We start from the raw sequence: 17,303 nt of genomic DNA on the forward strand, positions 1-17,303 counted from the left end.
CGGCCGGAACGGGAGAGCTCGATGCAGCGTGTGCACCACTTCGTCGCCCTCGTCCTCGGCGTCCTGCTCGTCGTGGTGGGACTCGCGGTCGTCACGCCCGCCGGTGCAGCTCAGGCCGCGGCCCCGCTGACCGGGCGCTACACCCCCGTCGAGACCAGCCGCGTGTACGCCGGGTCGGTCGGCACGAAGCCCACCGTCGTCCCGATCAGCGGGAAGGCGGGCGTGCCGTCGAACGCCAGGGCCGTCGTCCTCAACGTCGAGGTCAAGTCCCCGACCGCCGCCGGGTACGTCCGGGTGACGCCGGCCGGGTCCGACCCGCAGGTCGTGACGCAGGCGTTCACCCGCGGTGGGTCCATCTCGAACCTCACCACCGTGAAGCTCTCCGGGGGCAGGGTGCAGGTCAAGCTGTCGGCCGGCGCGGCCCAGGTCTACTTCGACGTCTCCGGCTACTACGCCGACGGTCGGGGCTCGACCTACACTCCGGTGACGAACAGCCGGGTCTTCGGCGCCACGGTCGGCACGGACCCGACCGAGGTGCCGCTGACCGGCGCCGATGCCGCCGGCGTCCCCAGCGACGCCACCGCCGTCGCCGTGAACGTCGGCGTGCAGTCCCAGACGGCCGACGGGTACGTCCGCGTCACGTCGGCCGGCCACGACGCCCAGGTCGCCGCGCAGGTGTACCGCGCGGACACACCCGTGTCGAACCTGGTGATCGTCGGGCTCTCCGGAGGTGCCGCGCAGGTGAAGGTCTCCGCCGGCACCGCCACGGTCTACATGGACGTCACCGGCTACTACTCCTCGGCGACGTCGGGGTCGGTGTTCGTGCCGATCGACACCGTCCGCGCGTACTCGGGCGACCTCGGCACCGCCGCCTCCCCCATCCGCCTGAGCGGCACCGCGGGCGTGCCGGGCACGGCCACCGCCGTCGTCGCGACCGCCCAGGTCACGCACCCGACCGCCACGGGGTACCTGCGGTTGACCCCGGCCGGTCAGGATCCCCAGGTCGCCACGCAGAACTACCGCGCGGGTCAGTCGGTCGCCGCGCTGACGATGCCGAAGGTGACCGGCACGACGGTGGACCGCCGGGTGCAGGCGAAGGTGCGGTCGGGCACGGCGCACCTGTACCTCGACGTGTCCGGGTACTTCCTCGACGGTTCGTCCGGGTCCGGCATCGGTGCCGACCTGTCCTGGCCGCAGTGCACGGTGTCCGCGACCACCTGGCCGTCGGATGCGGCGTTCGGCATCGTCGGCGTGAACGACGGCCTGGCGACGACGACGAACCCCTGCCTCGCGGACCAGCTCCGCTGGGCGGCCGGCTCGACGGGGGGCACGTCGCAGCCCACCACCCAGCTCTACGTGAACACGGCGAACCCGGGGCAGGCCTTCAAGGACGACCCGTCGCTGCCCCGCTCGTCCTGGCCGACGAGCAACACCGACCCGCACGGCGGGAAGGTCGTCGTCCCGGCTCGCTACGGCGTGTGCGGCGGCGGCACCGGCGGTCTGACGTCGCTCGCCTGTTCCTACGTCTACGGCTGGAACCGCGCGGTCCAGGACCTCGCGGACCGCGGCGTCCCCGCGTCCACGACGTACCGCTGGTGGCTCGACGCCGAGACCGACGGCTCCTGGCAGACCGACGTCACCCGCAACCGGGCAACGCTCGAGGGGATGACGGACGCGTTCCGTGCCTCGGGCGCGACCGTCGGGCTGTACTCGTCGCCCGGCGAGTGGACGCAGCTGTTCGGCACCGTGCCCTCGAGCAGCCAGCTCTGGCGTCTGCCCACCTGGCGCGCGACCGGCCCGTCCACGCTCGCGCGGGCGCAGGCCGCCTGCTCGACCGCCCCGTTCGTCGGTGGTGGCCGCGTCGAGATGGTGCAGTACGTCGCCAACGGCTTCGACCGGAACACGAGCTGCGTGTGAGACACCCCGGCCGGCTGGAACAGCTCGCCATGTGCGTGCTGGTCCTGGTCCTGACCGGGATCAGCCTGCTGTCGAAGCTGCCCTGCACGGGCCCGCCGCCACCCGGTCTCACCCGCGCAGCGCACATCGGCCGGTCCGCGTGCTGGAGCGACGTCGCCGCACTGTGGACCCCGCGCGACCTCGGACTGCACCGGCTGCCCTACGTCAACGGCACGTTCACCAGCCACCCCCTCACCCTGACCGGCGGCACGGTCGAGTACCCGACGCTCGGTGGCCTGTGGATCTGGCTGACCGCGCTGCCGGTCGACTCCGCCCGCGGCTTCCTCGTCCTCACCGCCGTCGTCGCCGGGGTGCTCGCCGTCGCCGTCACGCTGCTGCTCGTGCGGCTGACCGGACGCCGTGCGTGGGTGTTCGCCGCCACCCCGCCGTTGGCGCTGTACGCGGCCTACAACTGGGACCTGCTCCCCGTGCTCTGCACCGTGCTGGGCGTCACCGCGATGACGACGCCCCGCTTCCGGTCGTCCCCGTGGCTGCGCTTCGGCCTCGCCGGGCTCGCGTTCGGGACCGGAGCGGCGTTCAAGCTGTACCCGATCATGTTCGTCGCGGCGATCGTCCTCGCGGCGCTGCTCGACCGGGACGGCCGTCCCCTCGGGCGTCGCGTCGCCCAGGCCAGCGCCGCGCTCGGGGGCGGGCTGCTCGTTCCCCTGCTGGCCAACGTGCCCTTCGCGCTCCTGGACCTCGACGGCTGGCTCGCGCCGGTCCGGTTCCAGGCCGAGCGCGCCACCGGGGCGTCGACGCTGTCCGTCTGGTACTGGGGCCTGCTGCCGTGGTCCTCGAGCGGGGACCCGGCGTTCCAGCACCGGATGACGGCGCTCTCGACGGCCGCGACCGCGCTCGGCGTGCTCGTCGTCCTCGCGGTGACCGTCGTGCTCGCGCTCCGCCGCGGGAGGACACCCTGGCTGCAGTCCGCCGCGGCGCTGCTGGCGGTCTACATGGTGTGCAACAAGGTCGACTCGCTGCAGTACGTGCTGTGGCTGGTGCCGTTCTTCGTCGTGCTCCGCGTGGGCGGGTGGTGGGTCACGGCCTACCTGCTCGCGGACCTCGCCGCGTTCGTCGGCTGGTTCCGCTCGCAGTACTACGGCGCGATCGGGCAGACGGCACTGACCTGGGCGGACCAGGCCCTCGCGGTCGGCATCTGGGGTCGGGCTGCCCTGCTCGTGGCGCTCGCCGTGGTGTTCCTGCGCAGCGAGCCCGCGGTGCAGCAGTGGTCGGAGCCCGAGCGGCCACCAGCAGCGCCGCACGACGCGAGTCCCCCCACGCACAGCGAGTCGATCCGCGCGTAGGAGGTCGGACGTTCCGACCTCCTCGGCGCGATCCCGCCTGCCATCGCATGCGTCATGGGTGGGAGCGCACCGCGGACGGACGGACAGACAAGCGGACGGACGGGAGGCGCGGTGCCAGCTGACACCGAGCCTCCCGTCCGTCAGCGGTCGCGATTCACCGCACCTCACCGCCGAGCGGTCATCATCCGTCGGACGTGCGCCGCCAGCACGACGGACGTGGACCGGTCGGCGAACCTGAACGGGGTGTCGTGACCAGTCAGCGACGCGTCGCGCCCGCCGACCCCGAGCCCGACCGCGGGCGGAACCGGCGCTGGAGCCCCCACTGGGTGGTCTTGACCATGGCCTCGACGACGATGGCCTGGCTCATCTTCGACACCCCGTGGATGCGGTCGCGGAAGCGGATCGGCACCTCGACGATCGTGCCGCCGAGGTCGTGCACGCGCAGCGTCATGTCGACCTGGAAGCAGTAACCCTTCGAGTCGACGGCGTCGAGCTCCATCCGCGCGATCGCGTCCGCGCGGTAGACACGGAAGCCGGCGGTGATGTCGTGCACGTCGAGCCCGAGCATGACGCGCGCGTACCCGTTGCCGCCGCGGCTCAGGAGCTCGCGGTGCTTCGGCCAGTCCACGACCGAGCCGCCCTCGACCCACCGCGACCCGATCGCGAGCATCACGTTCGCTTCCGGGGGTGCGTCGGCCACCGCCGCGATCAGCGCGGGCAGCCGTTCCGCGGGGTGTGAGCCGTCGGCGTCCATCTCGATGAGCAGGTCGTACCCGCGCTCCAGCCCCCACCGGAAGCCGGCGACGTACGCGGTGCCGAGCCCGAGCTTGCCGGAGCGGCGCATCAGGTGCACGCGGTCGTCGGTCTCGGCGAGCTCGTCGACGAGGTCGCCCGTGCCGTCCGGGCTGCCGTCGTCCACGACGAGCAGGTGCGCCGACGGCACTTCGGTGAGGATCCGCTCGGCGATGTCGCGGACGTTCTCGGCCTCGTTGTACGTCGGGACGATGACCAGGGCGGTGGGCTTCAGGGAGTCGTTCATGGCGGTTCTCTCGGTGTCCGGGGCACCGCGCTCAGCGCGCGGCACCTCCGTCGATCAGGGCACAGGGCACGGTGACGGCCCACTGCGGGCCTGGCGCGATCTGGATCGTGGCGTTGCCGGACGGCGCAGCCTCGCACGCGGCGTCGGTCTGCGAGGAGTCGACCTGCTGCTCCCAGATCGGGCCGTTCTGCCGGTTGGCCTTGTCCATCGCGAAGTTCGCGACGAAGGCCCAGACGACGACGAGCGCGAGGACCACGCCGAGGACGCGGACGACCAGGGCCGGCCGGGCGAGGAACACGTCCACGAGCACGACGAACCCGGCGATCACGTACATCGACCCGGACGCGCTGTAGCGGAACGTCCAGATCCCCAACCACTGCGCGTGGTCGAAGTGGGCGAAGGCCAGCATCTCGTTCGGGTTCAGCCACACGGCACCGAACCAGACGGCAGCGGAGCCCCAGAGCATCGACGCGAGCGTCCATCGCTGCTTGCCCATGCCGAGCCAGAACCCGGCGGCGACGAGCAGCACGGCGACCACGAACGGGGCCACGACGACGACGACGCCGTGCTCGGCGATGAGCCGGCCGAGCGTCGGCATGCTCCACGTCCACGACCCGCCGAACGGCTGCACGATGTACCCGAGCACCATGTCGGCCACGGAGTCGTGCGGCACCGTCGCGGGTGCGCGCGGGTGCATGAGCGTGGTGACGACCTGCGCGGCACCGCCGAGGACGGCGCCGGCGATGACCGGCCAGCGATGCCGGTTGCGGATGCCGACGAAGAACAGCGGGAAGAACGCGACGACCTGGATCTCGGTCAGCCCGCAGAGCAGCGCGACGACGCCGAGCACGATTCCCTTCGTCCACGACTTCACCGGGGTGAGCAGCAGGAACGGCATCAGGAACATCAGGAACCAGTGCAGGTTCGCGGCGTTCGCCTGGATCTCCATCGGGCCGAGCGGCAGGAGCGTCGGGACCAGGGCGAGCAGCACCCGGGCGACGACGGAGCGCAGGACGCCCGCGGTCAGCACGTAGACGGCCGCACCGACCGCGGCGGTGACGAGCACGCAGAGGATCGAGACGGTCACGGCGAACCGGTCGACGGACGCGACGTGCGACGCCACCGCCACCAGGGCGCGCGGGACGACGTGGAGGTACCCGGCGTAGTCGTGGAACAGCGCCCCGAGCACACCGCGGTCGTACTGCTCCTCGAGGAAGACCTTGCCGTCCTCGGCCCAGAGGGTGTTGCGCACCTCGGGCGTCAGGCGGAGCCACCCGAGGGCGGCGATGACGGCCCCCAGCAGGACGGGGACGACGACGGACATCAGACGGTGACGGCGGCCGGACCCGGGGTCGGCAGCGCGCAGGTCCGTGGCCGCGCCCTGATCGGGGGGACTGGTCTCGAGCACCGGGAGATCCTCTCACAACCGGGAGCGACGACGGCGGAGCCGCGCACAGGCGGCCCAGAGCCACGACGAGGAGGGGCGGACGACGGACGCCCGCCGGTCAGCGACCGGCGGGCGTCCGTGGTGGCGCGACGATGCCGTGCCTCAGCGCACCGTCACGGTCCGGCACCCGAAGGCCGTGTTCGAGCCACCGACGGAGTCGATGCCGTAGACACACACCTCGTGCGACCCGGCGCGTGCCCCGAGCCTGACGTCGTACCCGTGCGCCGGCCCCGCCGCGGGGTACGACCGTGCGACGTCGCTGCGCGTGCGGTTCGCGATGACCCGCTTGCCGACGCCGTCGACGTAGACGTCGACACCGATCGACGCCGAGGTGTCCGGGTCGATCGCCCAGCCCGACACCTGCACGCCGCCCGACACGGCCTTCGCCACGTCGAAGCTGCCGATCGGGGCCTTGTTCGTCACGGTGACGGCCTTGCAGCCGAGGGACGCGTTGCCGCCCGCCCCGACGTTGTTCGCCGTCACGCAGACCGTGTGCTTGCCGTTCCCGACGGTCCAGGTGCCCTCGAAGCCGCGGAGCGACCCGTAGGCGGGGTAGCGCTTCGCGATGTCGCCGCGGCCGGACTTCGTCGTGAAGGTACGGCCCTTGCCGTCGATCGACACGGTCACCGTGATCGGGTCGACGGAGTCCCCGTCGACGGCCCAGCCGGAGACCGAGATCGTCGACGTGGTGGCGGTGACGCTGTCCAGTGCGCCCGTCGGGGTGCTCCCGGGGACGTCGACGGTCTTGCAGGACCCGACGTTCGCGTTCCCGCCGTTCTTGACGTTGATGCCGAGCACGCAGATCCTGTGGCTGCCTCCCGGTGCCGTGACGGTCGCGGTGTACCCGTGGTCCGGCCCCGCCGAGGGGTAGGCCCGCCCGACGTCGGCGCGCGGCGCCTGGGCCCACATCTTCTTGACGATCGTCCCGTCGACGGTGATGTGCGCGCCGATGCGTCCACTGGACTCGGGGTCGATCGCCCACCCGGTGACGGCGACGCCACCCGGCACGGCCCTGGCGCTGTCGAGGGACCCGAACGGCGAGCCGTCCGGCACCGAGACCGTCTGGCAGCCGAGCTCCTGGTTCGTCTTGCCGTCGATGGAGATCGCGTAGGCGCAGACCTTCTGGGAACCGGCGGCCGCCGGGATGCGCTGGTTGAAGCCGTGCTTCGCGCCGAGCTTCGGGTACGCGGCCGCGATGTCCGGGCGGTTCTGGTCCGCCTGCACCGCGGTGCCCTTCGAACCGACGTAGACGTCGACGCGGGTGCTCTTGTTCGTGGTCGTGTCGAGGGCCCAGCCGTTGACGGTGATCGCGTTGTAGCTCGTCGCGATGCCGTCGAGCGTGCCCTTGGCGGAGGTGCTCACACCGGTGGTCGAGCCGAACCAGTCGGTGTAGAGGCGCCAGAAGTTCCGGTTGCCGTAGGCCGAGCAGCCGTCACCCGTGCCGTACAGGTTGTTCAGCGCCGCCGTGTTCGGCGTGTACGGCGTGTAGTAGTACAGCGCGGCGGTCGCGCGGTTCTGCACGGCGACCGTCTTGGTGCCGCAGCTGACCGGCACGTTGTACTGGACCGCGCGGTTGCCCGGGTTGAACCAGGTGAAGTAGTTGCTGGTGCCGGGCGGGTTGCCGTAGCGCTTCCACTGCCAGGCGGACCAGTAGATCTGGTTGCCGACGCCGGCGTAGGCCGGGTCACAGTGTCCGCCGACGTTGTCGGGGCAGGCGTAGCCCATCGCCCGCTCGAGCCGGGCGGCGGAGGGGTTCCGCGCGGTCGCGCCGTTGATCAGCGTCTGCTCCTTCTGGAGCGTGACGAGGATGACCTTCGGGCTGATGCCGCAGGCCGCCGCGACGCGGGTGATGATGACCGCGGCGGAGAGGGAGGACCCGCCGGTGAGGGCGTTGCACATCGGGTCGGCCGAGCGGGAGTTCATCCCGAAGCGTCCGACGTTCAGGCAGGACGACGACGCGCACGACCCGATCTGCGTGTTGAGGAACGACTGCACGCCGTCGACGGACATCGACGTCCCGGCGTAGAAGTTCGTGTCCGAGATGATGTTGCCCGCCTGGAAGGACGAGCCGCTCAGCGCACTGGCCGGCTCCTGTCCGGCTTGGGCGGTGAGCTGGAACCCGACCAGCACGCTCGCGACGGCGAGCACACTGGCGAGGATTGCGACGACCTTCTTCACGTCGAGGGGCCTTTCCGGGGGCGGCGACGGGGTGGTGGGCACGCGGTTCGGGCTGAGCGCCTCCGACCGACCCCTGATCGCGGTCGGGACACACGTGTCGCATCAGACTACGCGCGTCACAGTGGTTACACAGCCCTCGGCCGTGCCCCCGAACGGGAGGCGCGGGGCGGCTCCCCGCGGCGGCCGCGGCCCGCCGCTCCTCGCGTCCACGACGCGATCCTGTGCGCTCGTTCAGTCTGCGGTGGCGAGCGCGGCTTCGACGCGACGACGCGCAACGCGTGACACCCGGTCCGCACGGCGGAGGCGACGTGCGTGACGGAGGACGGCAGGGGCCTCCCGGGTCAGCCGCCACCACGCGGTGGGCGGGAGCTGTGCCGCTGCCGGCCGGAGGAGGTCGCGTCCCAGCCGGACGAGGGTCCTGAGCAGGACCCGCGTAGTCATCCGCGCCGAGCCGTTGCGGACCGTCACGGCGAGGCGGTTGCGCATGCTCTGCGTGCGGACGAGCGTCGAGTCGCTGCCCGAGCTCGCGGCGTGCCGGTGCACCACGACCGCGTCCGGAGCCGCTCCGACCGTGTACCTGGCGAGGCGGAGCCGCCACGCGACGTCGAGGTCCTCGTAGTACATGAAGAGGGACTCGTCGAAGCCGCCGACCTCCTCGAGAGCCGATCGCCGCAGGAACGCGGCGCCACCGGAGAACCCGAACAGGGGTGCGTGTTCCGGGGCGTCGTCGACCGGACGGAGCCAGTCGCGGTCGCGGCCGTTGCCGGAGCGGTCGAGCACCACGCCCGTGCCGTTCACGAGGGTCTGCCCGCCGGTCTCGACCCGTCGCCACCGCCGGCCGTCCGCCGCGACGAGGTCGTGGTCACTGCGGCCGGCGCCGTCGGGCACGACGGCGAACGCGCCCTCGAGGACCGCTGTGGCCGCGACGGCTGCCGTCCGCGGACCACCGGCGGCGAGGCACGCCAGGCCCCGGTCGAGGAACCCGTGGTCGGCGACCGCGTCGTTGTTGAGGAGCACGAGCACCGCGCCGGAGGCGGCAGCGACACCGCGCGCCACCCCGCCGGCGAAGCCCGAGTTCGTCGGCTCCGGCACCACGACGACGCCCGGGTAGTCGGCACGGTAGGCGGCGACGGTGGCGTCGTCGGCCTCGTTCACGACGAGGACGACCTCGGTCTCGGCGTCGACCCGTTGCGAGAGCACGGAGTCGACCGCCCGGCGGGTGAGCTCGGGCTGGTGCCAGTCGATGACGATCACGGAGGCGTCCACCGGCCCAGTCTCCCAGGGTGACGGCGCCACGACGTCGCCGGACGCGGCGCGGCTGCCCGGGCTCGGCGACGCCGGGCCGTGCAGGGCCCCTGGGTATAGTGGTGCCGCCTTCCGGGGCATCCTCGCCAGCCGACGTATGGAGTTTCGTCCGTGTCTACCTTCGCGCCTCGCGTGTCCGTCGTCGTCATCAACTTCCGCGGGACCGACGACACGCTCGAGTGCATCGCGCGGCTCAGCGAGGTCGACTGGCCGGCGGACCGCCTGGAGATCGTCGTCGTCGAGAACGGTTCCGGCGACGACAGCGAGGCCCGGCTCCGCGCGGCGCTCGGCGAGCAGGCGAACGTGAAGATCATCGTCTCCGCCGAGAACCTCGGCTTCACCGGCGGCAGCAACCTCGGCGCGCGCGAGGCCAGCGGGGACGTCGTCGCGTTCCTCAACAACGACGCCAAGCCGGACGTGGCCTGGGTCCGGGAGGGCATCGCGGGCTTCGCCCCGAGCCCCCGCGTCGCGGCGGTCGCGAGCAAGGTCCTCGACTGGGAGGGCAAGACGATCGACTTCGTCGAGTCGGGCCTCAGCTGGTTCGGCATGGGCTACAAGAACCACATCGCCGAGCTCGACGACGGCCGCTTCGACGAGCCGCGCGACCTGCTGTTCGGCACCGGGAGCGCGCTGTTCGTCCGGCGCGACGTCTTCCTCGAGGTCGGCGGGTTCGATGAGGGCCTGTTCATGTTCTACGACGACGTGGACCTCGGCTGGCGCCTCAACCTGCTCGGCTACCGCGTGCGGTTCGCCCCGCGCTCGGTCGTGTTCCACAAGCACCACGGGTCGATGAAGTCGTTCGGCGACCACCGCGAGATGTACCTGCTCGAGCGGAACGCCCTGCACCTGCTCTACAAGAACCTCTCCGACGAGAACCTCGGGGTGTTCCTCCCCGCGGCGCTGGCCCTGCTCGCACGCCGTGCCGTCGCCAAGAGCGGCCGCGACTCGTCCGAGTTCGACATCCGCCGCTTCACCGGCGCCCCGGACGAGTTCGACCCGACGACGCCGATGTCGAAGGAGACGGTCGCGGGCCTGTACGCGCTCGACCAGTTCGTCACCGACCTCCCCCGGCTCTCCGAGGACCGCCGCCGCATCCAGGGCCAGCGCGTCAAGACGGACAAGGAGGTCTTCCGCCTGTTCGGCGACGCCTTCAAGCCGCTCTTCGAGGACGGCTACTTCCTCGAGGGCTACCAGGCGATCATGCAGGCCTTCGACGTCGAGCAGCCGATGCACCGCAACCGCGTGCTCGTCATCACCGGGGACGCCCTCGGCGAGAAGATGGCCGGGCCCGGCATGCGCGCGTGGAAGATCGCCGAGGCGCTCAGCGAGCACAACGACGTCCGCCTGGTGACCTGGAACGTGGCGAACCGCAAGTCCGACCGCTTCGAGGTGATCCGCGTCCCGCTGCAGCACGAGCGCGCGATGAAGGACCACGAGGAGTGGGCCGACGTCATCTTCTTCCAGGGATACGCACTCCACCACTTCACGACGCTGCAGCGCTCGAACAAGATCATGGTCGTCGACCTGTACGACCCGATGCACCTCGAGCAGCTCGAGCAGGCCCGCGACAACGGCGACGTCGGCTGGCGCAACCAGGTCACCTCCACCACCGAGGTGATCAACGCTCAGCTCGAGCGCGGCGACTTCTTCCTCTGCGCCTCCGAGCGCCAGCGCCTGTTCTGGCTCGGGCAGCTCGCCGCCGTCGGTCGCGTGAACCCGGACAACTACCTCGCCGACGACAACCTGAACAAGCTCATCGCCATCGCGCCGTTCGGCATGGACTCCACGCCGCCGGAGCACACCCGCAAGGCGATCCGCGGCGTCACGCCCGGCATCGGCGAGGACGACAAGGTCGTCATCTGGGGCGGCGGCATCTACAACTGGTTCGACACCCCGTCGCTCGTGCGTGCCATCGCCAAGGTGGCCGAGACCCACGACGACATCCGGCTGTTCTTCCTCGGGGTCGCGCACCCGAACCCCGACGTGCCGGAGATGGCGATCGTCGCGGAGACCCGTCGCCTCAGCGCGGAGCTCGGCCTGACCGGCAAGCACGTGTTCTTCAACGAGCAGTGGGTCGCGCTCGACGACCGCCAGAACTACCTGCTCGAAGCGGACGCCGGGGTGTCCACGCACTTCGCGCACATCGAGACCACGTTCTCGTTCCGCACGCGCATCCTCGACTACATGTGGGCGAACCTGCCCATCGTGACGACCGACGGCGACAGCTTCGGTGACCTCGTCGCCGCCGAGGGCATGGGCGTCGCGGTGCACGAGCGCGACGTCGACGCCCTCGCCGCCGCCCTCGAGTCGATGCTGTACGACCCCGAGGCCGCCCAGGCGGCTCGCGACGCCGTCAGCCGGGTCCGTCAGGACTTCACGTGGGAACGCGCCCTGGCCCCGCTCGTCGAGTTCTGCAAGGACCCGTCCGTCGCCGCCGACCGCGCACACGAGGCTGCAGTGCCTGCCGGTTCCGTCGCCGCCGCTGGCCGTCCGCGCGTGGCACTCAGCCCGGCCCGGCAGCGGGAGATGCAGTTCCACCAGATCGCGAACAGCCGGCACGGGCTGTCCCGCGACGTCCGTCTGGCCACCTGGTACCTCCGCGAGAACGGCATGAGCGGGCTCCGGGACAAGGTGCAGAACCGCGTGCGCATCATGCGCGAGAGCAAGAACGGGCGCTGACGTCCGACGGTGGCCCCCGGTCACCGAGGTACAGTGACCCGTCTCCCGCGTCAGAACTGAAGGATCCCCTTTGAGCAACATCGTCACCGAGCGCTTCGACCGCCTCCGGCAGGAACGGATGGTCCCCGCGGGCCGTCCCGCCACCGCGGTCATCGGTTCGATCCGCGAGGTCTTCGCGCACCGGCAGCTGCTCGACCTGCTGATCCGCCGCGACCTGAAGTCGCGGTACAAGGACAGTGCGCTCGGGTTCGCCTGGACGCTCATCCGTCCGCTCGTGCAGCTGGCGATCTACTACTTCGTCCTCGGCCAGATCCTGGGCGCGTCCCGCAACATCCCCGAGTTCGCGATCTACGTGTTCTCCGGGCTGACGCTGTACGGGCTGTTCAGCGAGATCGTCGCGTCGGGCACGGCGTCCATCGTGTCGAACGGCGGCCTGATCAAGAAGATCTACCTCCCGCGGGAGATCTACCCCCTGGCCAGCGTGGGCGCGGCGCTGTTCAACTTCGGTGTGCAGCTCGTCGTGCTGCTCGCCGCGGCGGTGCTCCAGAGCGGCTTCGCCTGGGTCCGGCTCGACCTGCTCTACTTCTTCCCCGCGACGCTCGTCATCCTCATCTGGGCGACCGCGTTCGCGTTGCTGCTGGCGGCAGCGAACGTGTACCTGCGCGACATGCAGTACCTCGTCGAGGTCCTGGTGCTCCTGCTCATGTGGGGCTCGCCGATCGTCTACAGCTGGCAGATGGTCGCGTCCCGCGCCCCGGAGTGGCTGCTCAACCTGTACACCGCCAACCCCATCACGCTGGCCGTCCTCGGCATCCACCGCGCCTTCTGGACCGCCGGTCCGGACGCCGAGTACCCCGCCCACCTGCTGCTCCGTCTGGGCGTCGCCGGGGTCGTCGGCCTGGTCGCGCTCCTCGTGTGCCAGCGCGTGTTCGCCAAGTTGCAGGGCAACTTCGCCCAGGAGATCTGACCCGATGAGCATCGACAACAGCCTCACGCAGGAGACCCGCTCCCCGTTCGCCGACGCCCCCGCCGTCGTGACGGTGAAGAACGTCTCGAAGCGCTTCACGATCCGCAAGGACAACTCCCTCAAGGAGCGTGTCGTCACCCTCGGTCGCGCCGGACGCCGGCACAGCGAGGACTTCTGGGCGCTCAAGGACATCAACCTCGACATCCCGGCCGGCACCACGATCGGGCTGCTCGGACCGAACGGCTCGGGCAAGTCCACGCTGCTGAAGACCATCGGCGGCATCCTCGAACCGACCACCGGGACCGTCGAGCGCCGTGGTCGTCTGGCCGCGCTCATCGAGCTCGGCGCCGGCTTCCACCCCGACCTGACCGGCCGCGAGAACGTCTACCTGAACGCCGCGATCCTCGGCCAGACGCAGGAGGAGACCGAGGAGCGCTTCGACGACATCCTGCAGTTCTCCGGCATCGGCGACTTCATCGACACCCAGGTGAAGTTCTACTCGTCCGGCATGTACGTCCGGCTGGCCTTCGCCGTCGCCATCAACACCGACCCCGATGTCCTGCTCGTCGACGAGGTCCTGGCCGTCGGTGACGAACAGTTCCAGAAGAAGTGCCTCGACAAGATCCGCGAGTTCCAGGCGCAGGGCCGCACGATCGTCCTCGTCAGCCACTCGCTCGGCCAGGTGCAGGAGCTCTGCGACTCCGCCGTCGTCCTGCACCACGGCGAGGTCAAGTTCCAGGGGTCCGCCCGCCTCGCGGTGAAGAACTTCCGCGAGATCCTCGAAGGCCGTCGCATCGCCGAGGCCGAGGCGTCCCACCCGGAAGAGGACGCCAACCCCGGCAAGGTCGAGCACGTCGAGCTCGAGATCCCGGGCCGCGCCCCCGGCGAGGACCACCGCCCGGGCGACGACATCGTGGTGCGCGCGACCTTCTCGCACACGACCCCGCTGCCCGAGTGGCGCGCTGGCATCAAGATCGAGAACCAGTTCGGCCACCCCGCGTTCGGCGTGGACAGCCGGCAGCTCGAGACCAAGCACGACCCGCTGAACGGCACGGCGACCGTCGAGTGGCGGCTGACGGACGTCCGGCTGGGCGGCGGCGCGTACTTCGTGCACGTGTTCCTGGCGAAGGCGACCGGCGAACACATCGTCATCGAGCGAGAAGCTGCCCGCTTCACCGTGGTCGACGAGGACCGGCAGTCCGGCATCGCCTGGACGCGGAGCACCGAGCGCCAGGTCAAGGGCTGACGTGCGGGCACTCCCCGTGCTCGTCGACGCGACGTCCGTCCCGCCGAACCGTGGCGGTGTCGCCCGCTACATCGCCGGGCTGCTCGTCGGGCTGGCGGAGCTCGACGTCCGGGTCGACGTGGTCGTGAAGCCCGGCGACCTCGCGTGGCTCCGCGACACCGCGCCGGCGCACCGGTACCACCCGGCGCCCGCCTGGACGTCGTCACGGCCGCTCCGCCTGGTGTGGGAACAGCTCGGGCTGCCCGGCCTGCTCCGCCGCGTCGGGGCGGACGTCCTGCACAGCCCGCACTACACGTTCCCGCTGCTGCACGCGGCGCGCACGGTCGTCACCCTGCACGACGCCACCTTCTTCTCCGACCCCGGTGCACACTCGTCGCTGAAGGTCCGCTTCTTCCGCACCTGGACCCGGATGGCGCGGCGTGCAGCCCGCGCGACCGTCGCCCCGAGCGCGGCCACCGTCGCCGAGCTCGACCGCCTGACAGGTCGTCCTCGACGTCCGACCGTCGTGGCGCACCTCGGCGTCGACCGCGGGGTCTTCCACCCCCGACCGACGCCGAGCTCCGCGCGTTCCGTGCCGCGCACGGGATGTCGGACGGCGACGACTGGATCGCCTTCCTCGGCACCGTCGAACCCCGCAAGCGCGTGCCGGCGCTCGTCGAGGCCCACGCGGCGCTGAGCGCGGCCGACCCGTCGACGCCCCCGCTCCTCGTGGCGGGTGGGCTCGGGTGGGACGACGCCGCCCGGACCCTGCTCGAGGCCGCCGGCGACCACCCCGGTCAGCCCCTCCGACACCTCGGCTACCTGCCGCTCGACGAGCTCCGCGCCTTCCTCGGCGGGTCCCGCGTCGTGGTCTACCCGAGCACCGCCGAGGGCTTCGGGCTGCCCGTGCTCGAGGCCATGGCATCCGGTGCCGACGTGCTCACCACCCGCCGTCTGGCGATCCCCGAGGTCGGCGGCGACACCGTGACCTACACGGAGCCGGACGCCGGTCCCATCCGTGCGGCACTGGCCACGATGCTGGCCGACGACGACGCCGTGCGCGCCGACCGTGTCGCCCGCGCCGGACGCCGGGCCGCTTCCTTCACCTGGGCCGCCTGCGCCGAGCGCCACGTCGAGGTCTACGCATGACCGGCACGTCCGGCGACCGCACCGCCATCGTCACCGTCTCGTACAACTCCGACGACGTCCTCGGCCCGTTCCTCGCGTCGACGCGGGCAGCGAGCACGCGGGACGTCGAGGTGGTGGTGGCCGACAACGACTCCGCGAGTGCGGCGCACCTCCGCGAGGTCACCGAGGCCGCCGGTGCCCGGTTCGTGGCGGTCGGCGCCAACCTCGGGTACGGCGGTGCCGTCAACCGCGCCGTCGACACCCTCGACCCCGACGTGGGCTGGGTGCTCGTGTCCAACCCCGACGTGGTGCTCGAGCCGGCGGCCCTCGACCGGATGCTCGACACCGCCAGGGCCGACCCGACGATCGGGTCCGTCGGCCCGAAGCTGCTCGAACCGAACGGCGACGTCTACCCCTCGGCCCGCCTCCTGCCGTCCCTCCGGACCGGCCTCGGACACGCGGCCTTCGCCAACGTCTGGCAGGGCAACCCGTGGACCAGGCGCTACCGGCAGGACGGCGACCACTCGACCCGCCGTGACGCCGGGTGGCTCTCCGGCGCCTGCGTGCTGGTCCGTCGCGACGTCCTCGACCGGCTCGGCGGCTTCGACGAGGGGTACTTCATGTACTTCGAGGACGTCGACCTCGGCTGGCGGATCGGCCGGCTCGGCCTGCGCAACGTGTTCGAGCCCGCGGCGACCGCGACGCACATCGGCGGGACGGCGACGCAGGGGTCGTCCGAGCGCATGCGCCGTGCACACCACGAGAGCGCCTACCGCTTCCTCGCGCAGAAGTACTCGGCGTGGTGGCTCTGGCCGCTCCGGGTCGCCCTGCGGACGGCACTGGCGATCCGGGCCCGCGCCACCCACACCCGCTGACCCGGTAGCCTCTCTCAGGAACCCGTCACCTCTCCCCGACCCGGAGCGCAGCACATGATCCTCGCCGTCACCCTGATGGTCCGCGACGAAGCGGACGTCCTGCCCGCGTGGTTCGACCACCACGTCGCACAGGGGTTCGACGTCTTCGTCATCACGGACAACGGGTCGACGGACGGCACCGCCGACCTCGTGCGGGCCTTCGCCGAGCGCACCGACGTCGTGGTCGACCTGCGCCACGACCCGGTGCACCGCAAGCAGCAGGGCACCGTGGTCACCGGCATGGCCCGCGACGCCGCCAGCGTCCACCACGCCGACTGGGTCGTCAACGCGGACGCGGACGAGTTCATCCTCCCCGTGGACCGGTCTCGCACCGTCCGTCAGGTGTTCGAGCAGCTCGACCCGGCCATCGGCGCGTTCTTCGTCCCGGTCGTCAACCTGACCGGCCGGATGGCGAAGTCCGGGGCCGGCGTGGAGCGGCTGCACTGGCGGGACGAGCGCACGGCGGAGGAACTCCGTGCCGCCGGCCTCGTCGCCCCACCGACGCCGAACACGGTGCACGTCGGGGACCCCGAGGTCACCGTCGTGCAGGGCAACCACCGCGCGAGCGTTGCGAACGGCGCCCCGGTGCCCGACGACCTGGCGCTCGAGGTCCTGCACCTGCCGTGGCGCTCCTGGAAGCAGTACGAGCACCGCGTCGAGGTCAGCGGCCGTGCCTACGAGGCGAACCCCGACCTCACGCCGAGCCCGCGCCACCACGGCATGATCGACTACCGGCGACTGCAGGACGGGCTGCTGCAGGCGGCCTTCTCCCTGCGGTTCGTGACGGACGACGAGGCCGAGGCCAGCTCGTTCCGCCGGGACGACGGCATCGCGGACGGGCTCCGTCGCGCCGGCTCCCCGGCGGTGGACGGCGAGCCGGACCCGCTCGTCGCCCCCGCCGAGGTCCGACGGCTGCAGGCCCTCGGCCGCTCGATCGTGTCGCGGGACCTGCGCATCGAGGACCTCGAGGACGCCCTCGCCGCCGAACGGGCCACGGCGGACACCCTCCGCTCGGCGGTGCAGTTCGAGCGCACGCGGGCGGACACGTTCCAGCGGGACCTGCAGGGCGAAATCGACCGGATGCGTGCGCGTCGTGTCGTCCGCCTGGCCGACCGCGCCGGCACCATCGCCCGCCGCATCCGCCACCGCTGACGGCCGCAG

13 protein-coding genes are annotated in these 17,303 nt (G+C 71.5%); 9 read left to right on the plus strand and 4 right to left on the minus strand.

What is annotated here, in order from left to right:
- Nucleotides 1-21: 21 nt before the first annotated feature.
- Nucleotides 22-1,917 (plus strand): hypothetical protein, encoded by a 1,896-nt coding sequence (locus OVA28_RS15785; protein WP_268097616.1) that lies wholly within the window; start codon nucleotides 22-24, stop codon nucleotides 1,915-1,917.
- Complete coding sequence (locus tag OVA28_RS15790) at nucleotides 1,914-3,260, plus strand: hypothetical protein (protein ID WP_268097617.1); 1,347 nt, start codon at nucleotides 1,914-1,916, stop codon at nucleotides 3,258-3,260. Before OVA28_RS15785 ends, OVA28_RS15790 begins: the two co-directional genes overlap by 4 nt.
- Nucleotides 3,261-3,516: 256 nt before the next feature.
- Here the strand turns inward: OVA28_RS15790 and OVA28_RS15795 are convergent, their stop codons facing one another.
- The 4 genes from OVA28_RS15795 to OVA28_RS15810 all read right to left on the minus strand — a co-directional run bounded on the left by OVA28_RS15795 (nucleotide 3,517) and on the right by OVA28_RS15810 (nucleotide 9,190).
- Nucleotides 3,517-4,299, minus strand: a complete 783-nt coding sequence (locus OVA28_RS15795) for a polyprenol monophosphomannose synthase (protein WP_268097618.1) — start codon at nucleotides 4,297-4,299, stop codon at nucleotides 3,517-3,519.
- 31 nt (nucleotides 4,300-4,330) lie between these two features.
- Nucleotides 4,331-5,707, minus strand: a complete 1,377-nt coding sequence (locus OVA28_RS15800; RefSeq protein WP_268097619.1) for a hypothetical protein — start codon at nucleotides 5,705-5,707, stop codon at nucleotides 4,331-4,333.
- Nucleotides 5,708-5,848: 141 nt separating this feature from the next.
- A complete protein-coding gene (locus tag OVA28_RS15805) occupies nucleotides 5,849-7,924 on the minus strand; it encodes a hypothetical protein (RefSeq protein ID WP_268097620.1) in 2,076 nt (691 codons plus the stop codon).
- Between the two features lie 231 nt (nucleotides 7,925-8,155).
- Nucleotides 8,156-9,190: a glycosyltransferase family 2 protein gene (locus OVA28_RS15810; RefSeq protein WP_268097621.1), complete on the minus strand. Its 1,035-nt coding sequence runs from the start codon at nucleotides 9,188-9,190 to the stop codon at nucleotides 8,156-8,158.
- A gap of 171 nt (nucleotides 9,191-9,361) precedes the next feature.
- Here OVA28_RS15810 and OVA28_RS15815 point away from each other — a divergent pair, with 171 nt between their 5' ends.
- The 7 genes from OVA28_RS15815 (at nucleotide 9,362) to OVA28_RS15845 (ending at nucleotide 17,294) form a co-directional block, all read left to right on the plus strand.
- Nucleotides 9,362-11,908, plus strand: coding sequence for a glycosyltransferase (locus OVA28_RS15815; RefSeq protein WP_268097622.1), 2,547 nt, complete (start codon nucleotides 9,362-9,364; stop codon nucleotides 11,906-11,908).
- Nucleotides 11,909-11,978: 70 nt separating this feature from the next.
- The gene (locus tag OVA28_RS15820; protein ID WP_268097624.1) at nucleotides 11,979-12,875 is read left to right on the plus strand and encodes an ABC transporter permease; all 897 of its coding nucleotides are present in this window, start codon (nucleotides 11,979-11,981) and stop codon (nucleotides 12,873-12,875) included.
- A 4-nt stretch (nucleotides 12,876-12,879) separates the two neighbouring features.
- Nucleotides 12,880-14,121 (plus strand): ABC transporter ATP-binding protein, encoded by a 1,242-nt coding sequence (locus tag OVA28_RS15825; protein ID WP_194661991.1) that lies wholly within the window; start codon nucleotides 12,880-12,882, stop codon nucleotides 14,119-14,121.
- Nucleotide 14,122: 1 nt separating this feature from the next.
- The gene (locus OVA28_RS15830) at nucleotides 14,123-14,797 is read left to right on the plus strand and encodes a glycosyltransferase (RefSeq protein WP_268097625.1); all 675 of its coding nucleotides are present in this window, start codon (nucleotides 14,123-14,125) and stop codon (nucleotides 14,795-14,797) included.
- On the plus strand, nucleotides 14,707-15,249 hold the full coding sequence (locus OVA28_RS15835; protein WP_268097627.1) for a glycosyltransferase: 543 nt from the start codon (nucleotides 14,707-14,709) through the stop codon (nucleotides 15,247-15,249). The genes OVA28_RS15830 and OVA28_RS15835 overlap by 91 nt, the downstream gene beginning before the upstream one ends.
- Nucleotides 15,246-16,103: a glycosyltransferase family 2 protein gene (locus OVA28_RS15840; RefSeq protein ID WP_268097628.1), complete on the plus strand. Its 858-nt coding sequence runs from the start codon at nucleotides 15,246-15,248 to the stop codon at nucleotides 16,101-16,103. The genes OVA28_RS15835 and OVA28_RS15840 overlap by 4 nt, the downstream gene beginning before the upstream one ends.
- A 54-nt stretch (nucleotides 16,104-16,157) precedes the next feature.
- Nucleotides 16,158-17,294 (plus strand): glycosyltransferase family 2 protein, encoded by a 1,137-nt coding sequence (locus OVA28_RS15845; protein WP_268097629.1) that lies wholly within the window; start codon nucleotides 16,158-16,160, stop codon nucleotides 17,292-17,294.
- Nucleotides 17,295-17,303 lie beyond the last annotated feature (9 nt).

This window comes from Curtobacterium sp. SL109, assembly GCF_026672405.1.
In the GTDB taxonomy this organism is placed as follows: Bacteria; Actinomycetota; Actinomycetes; order Actinomycetales; family Microbacteriaceae; genus Curtobacterium.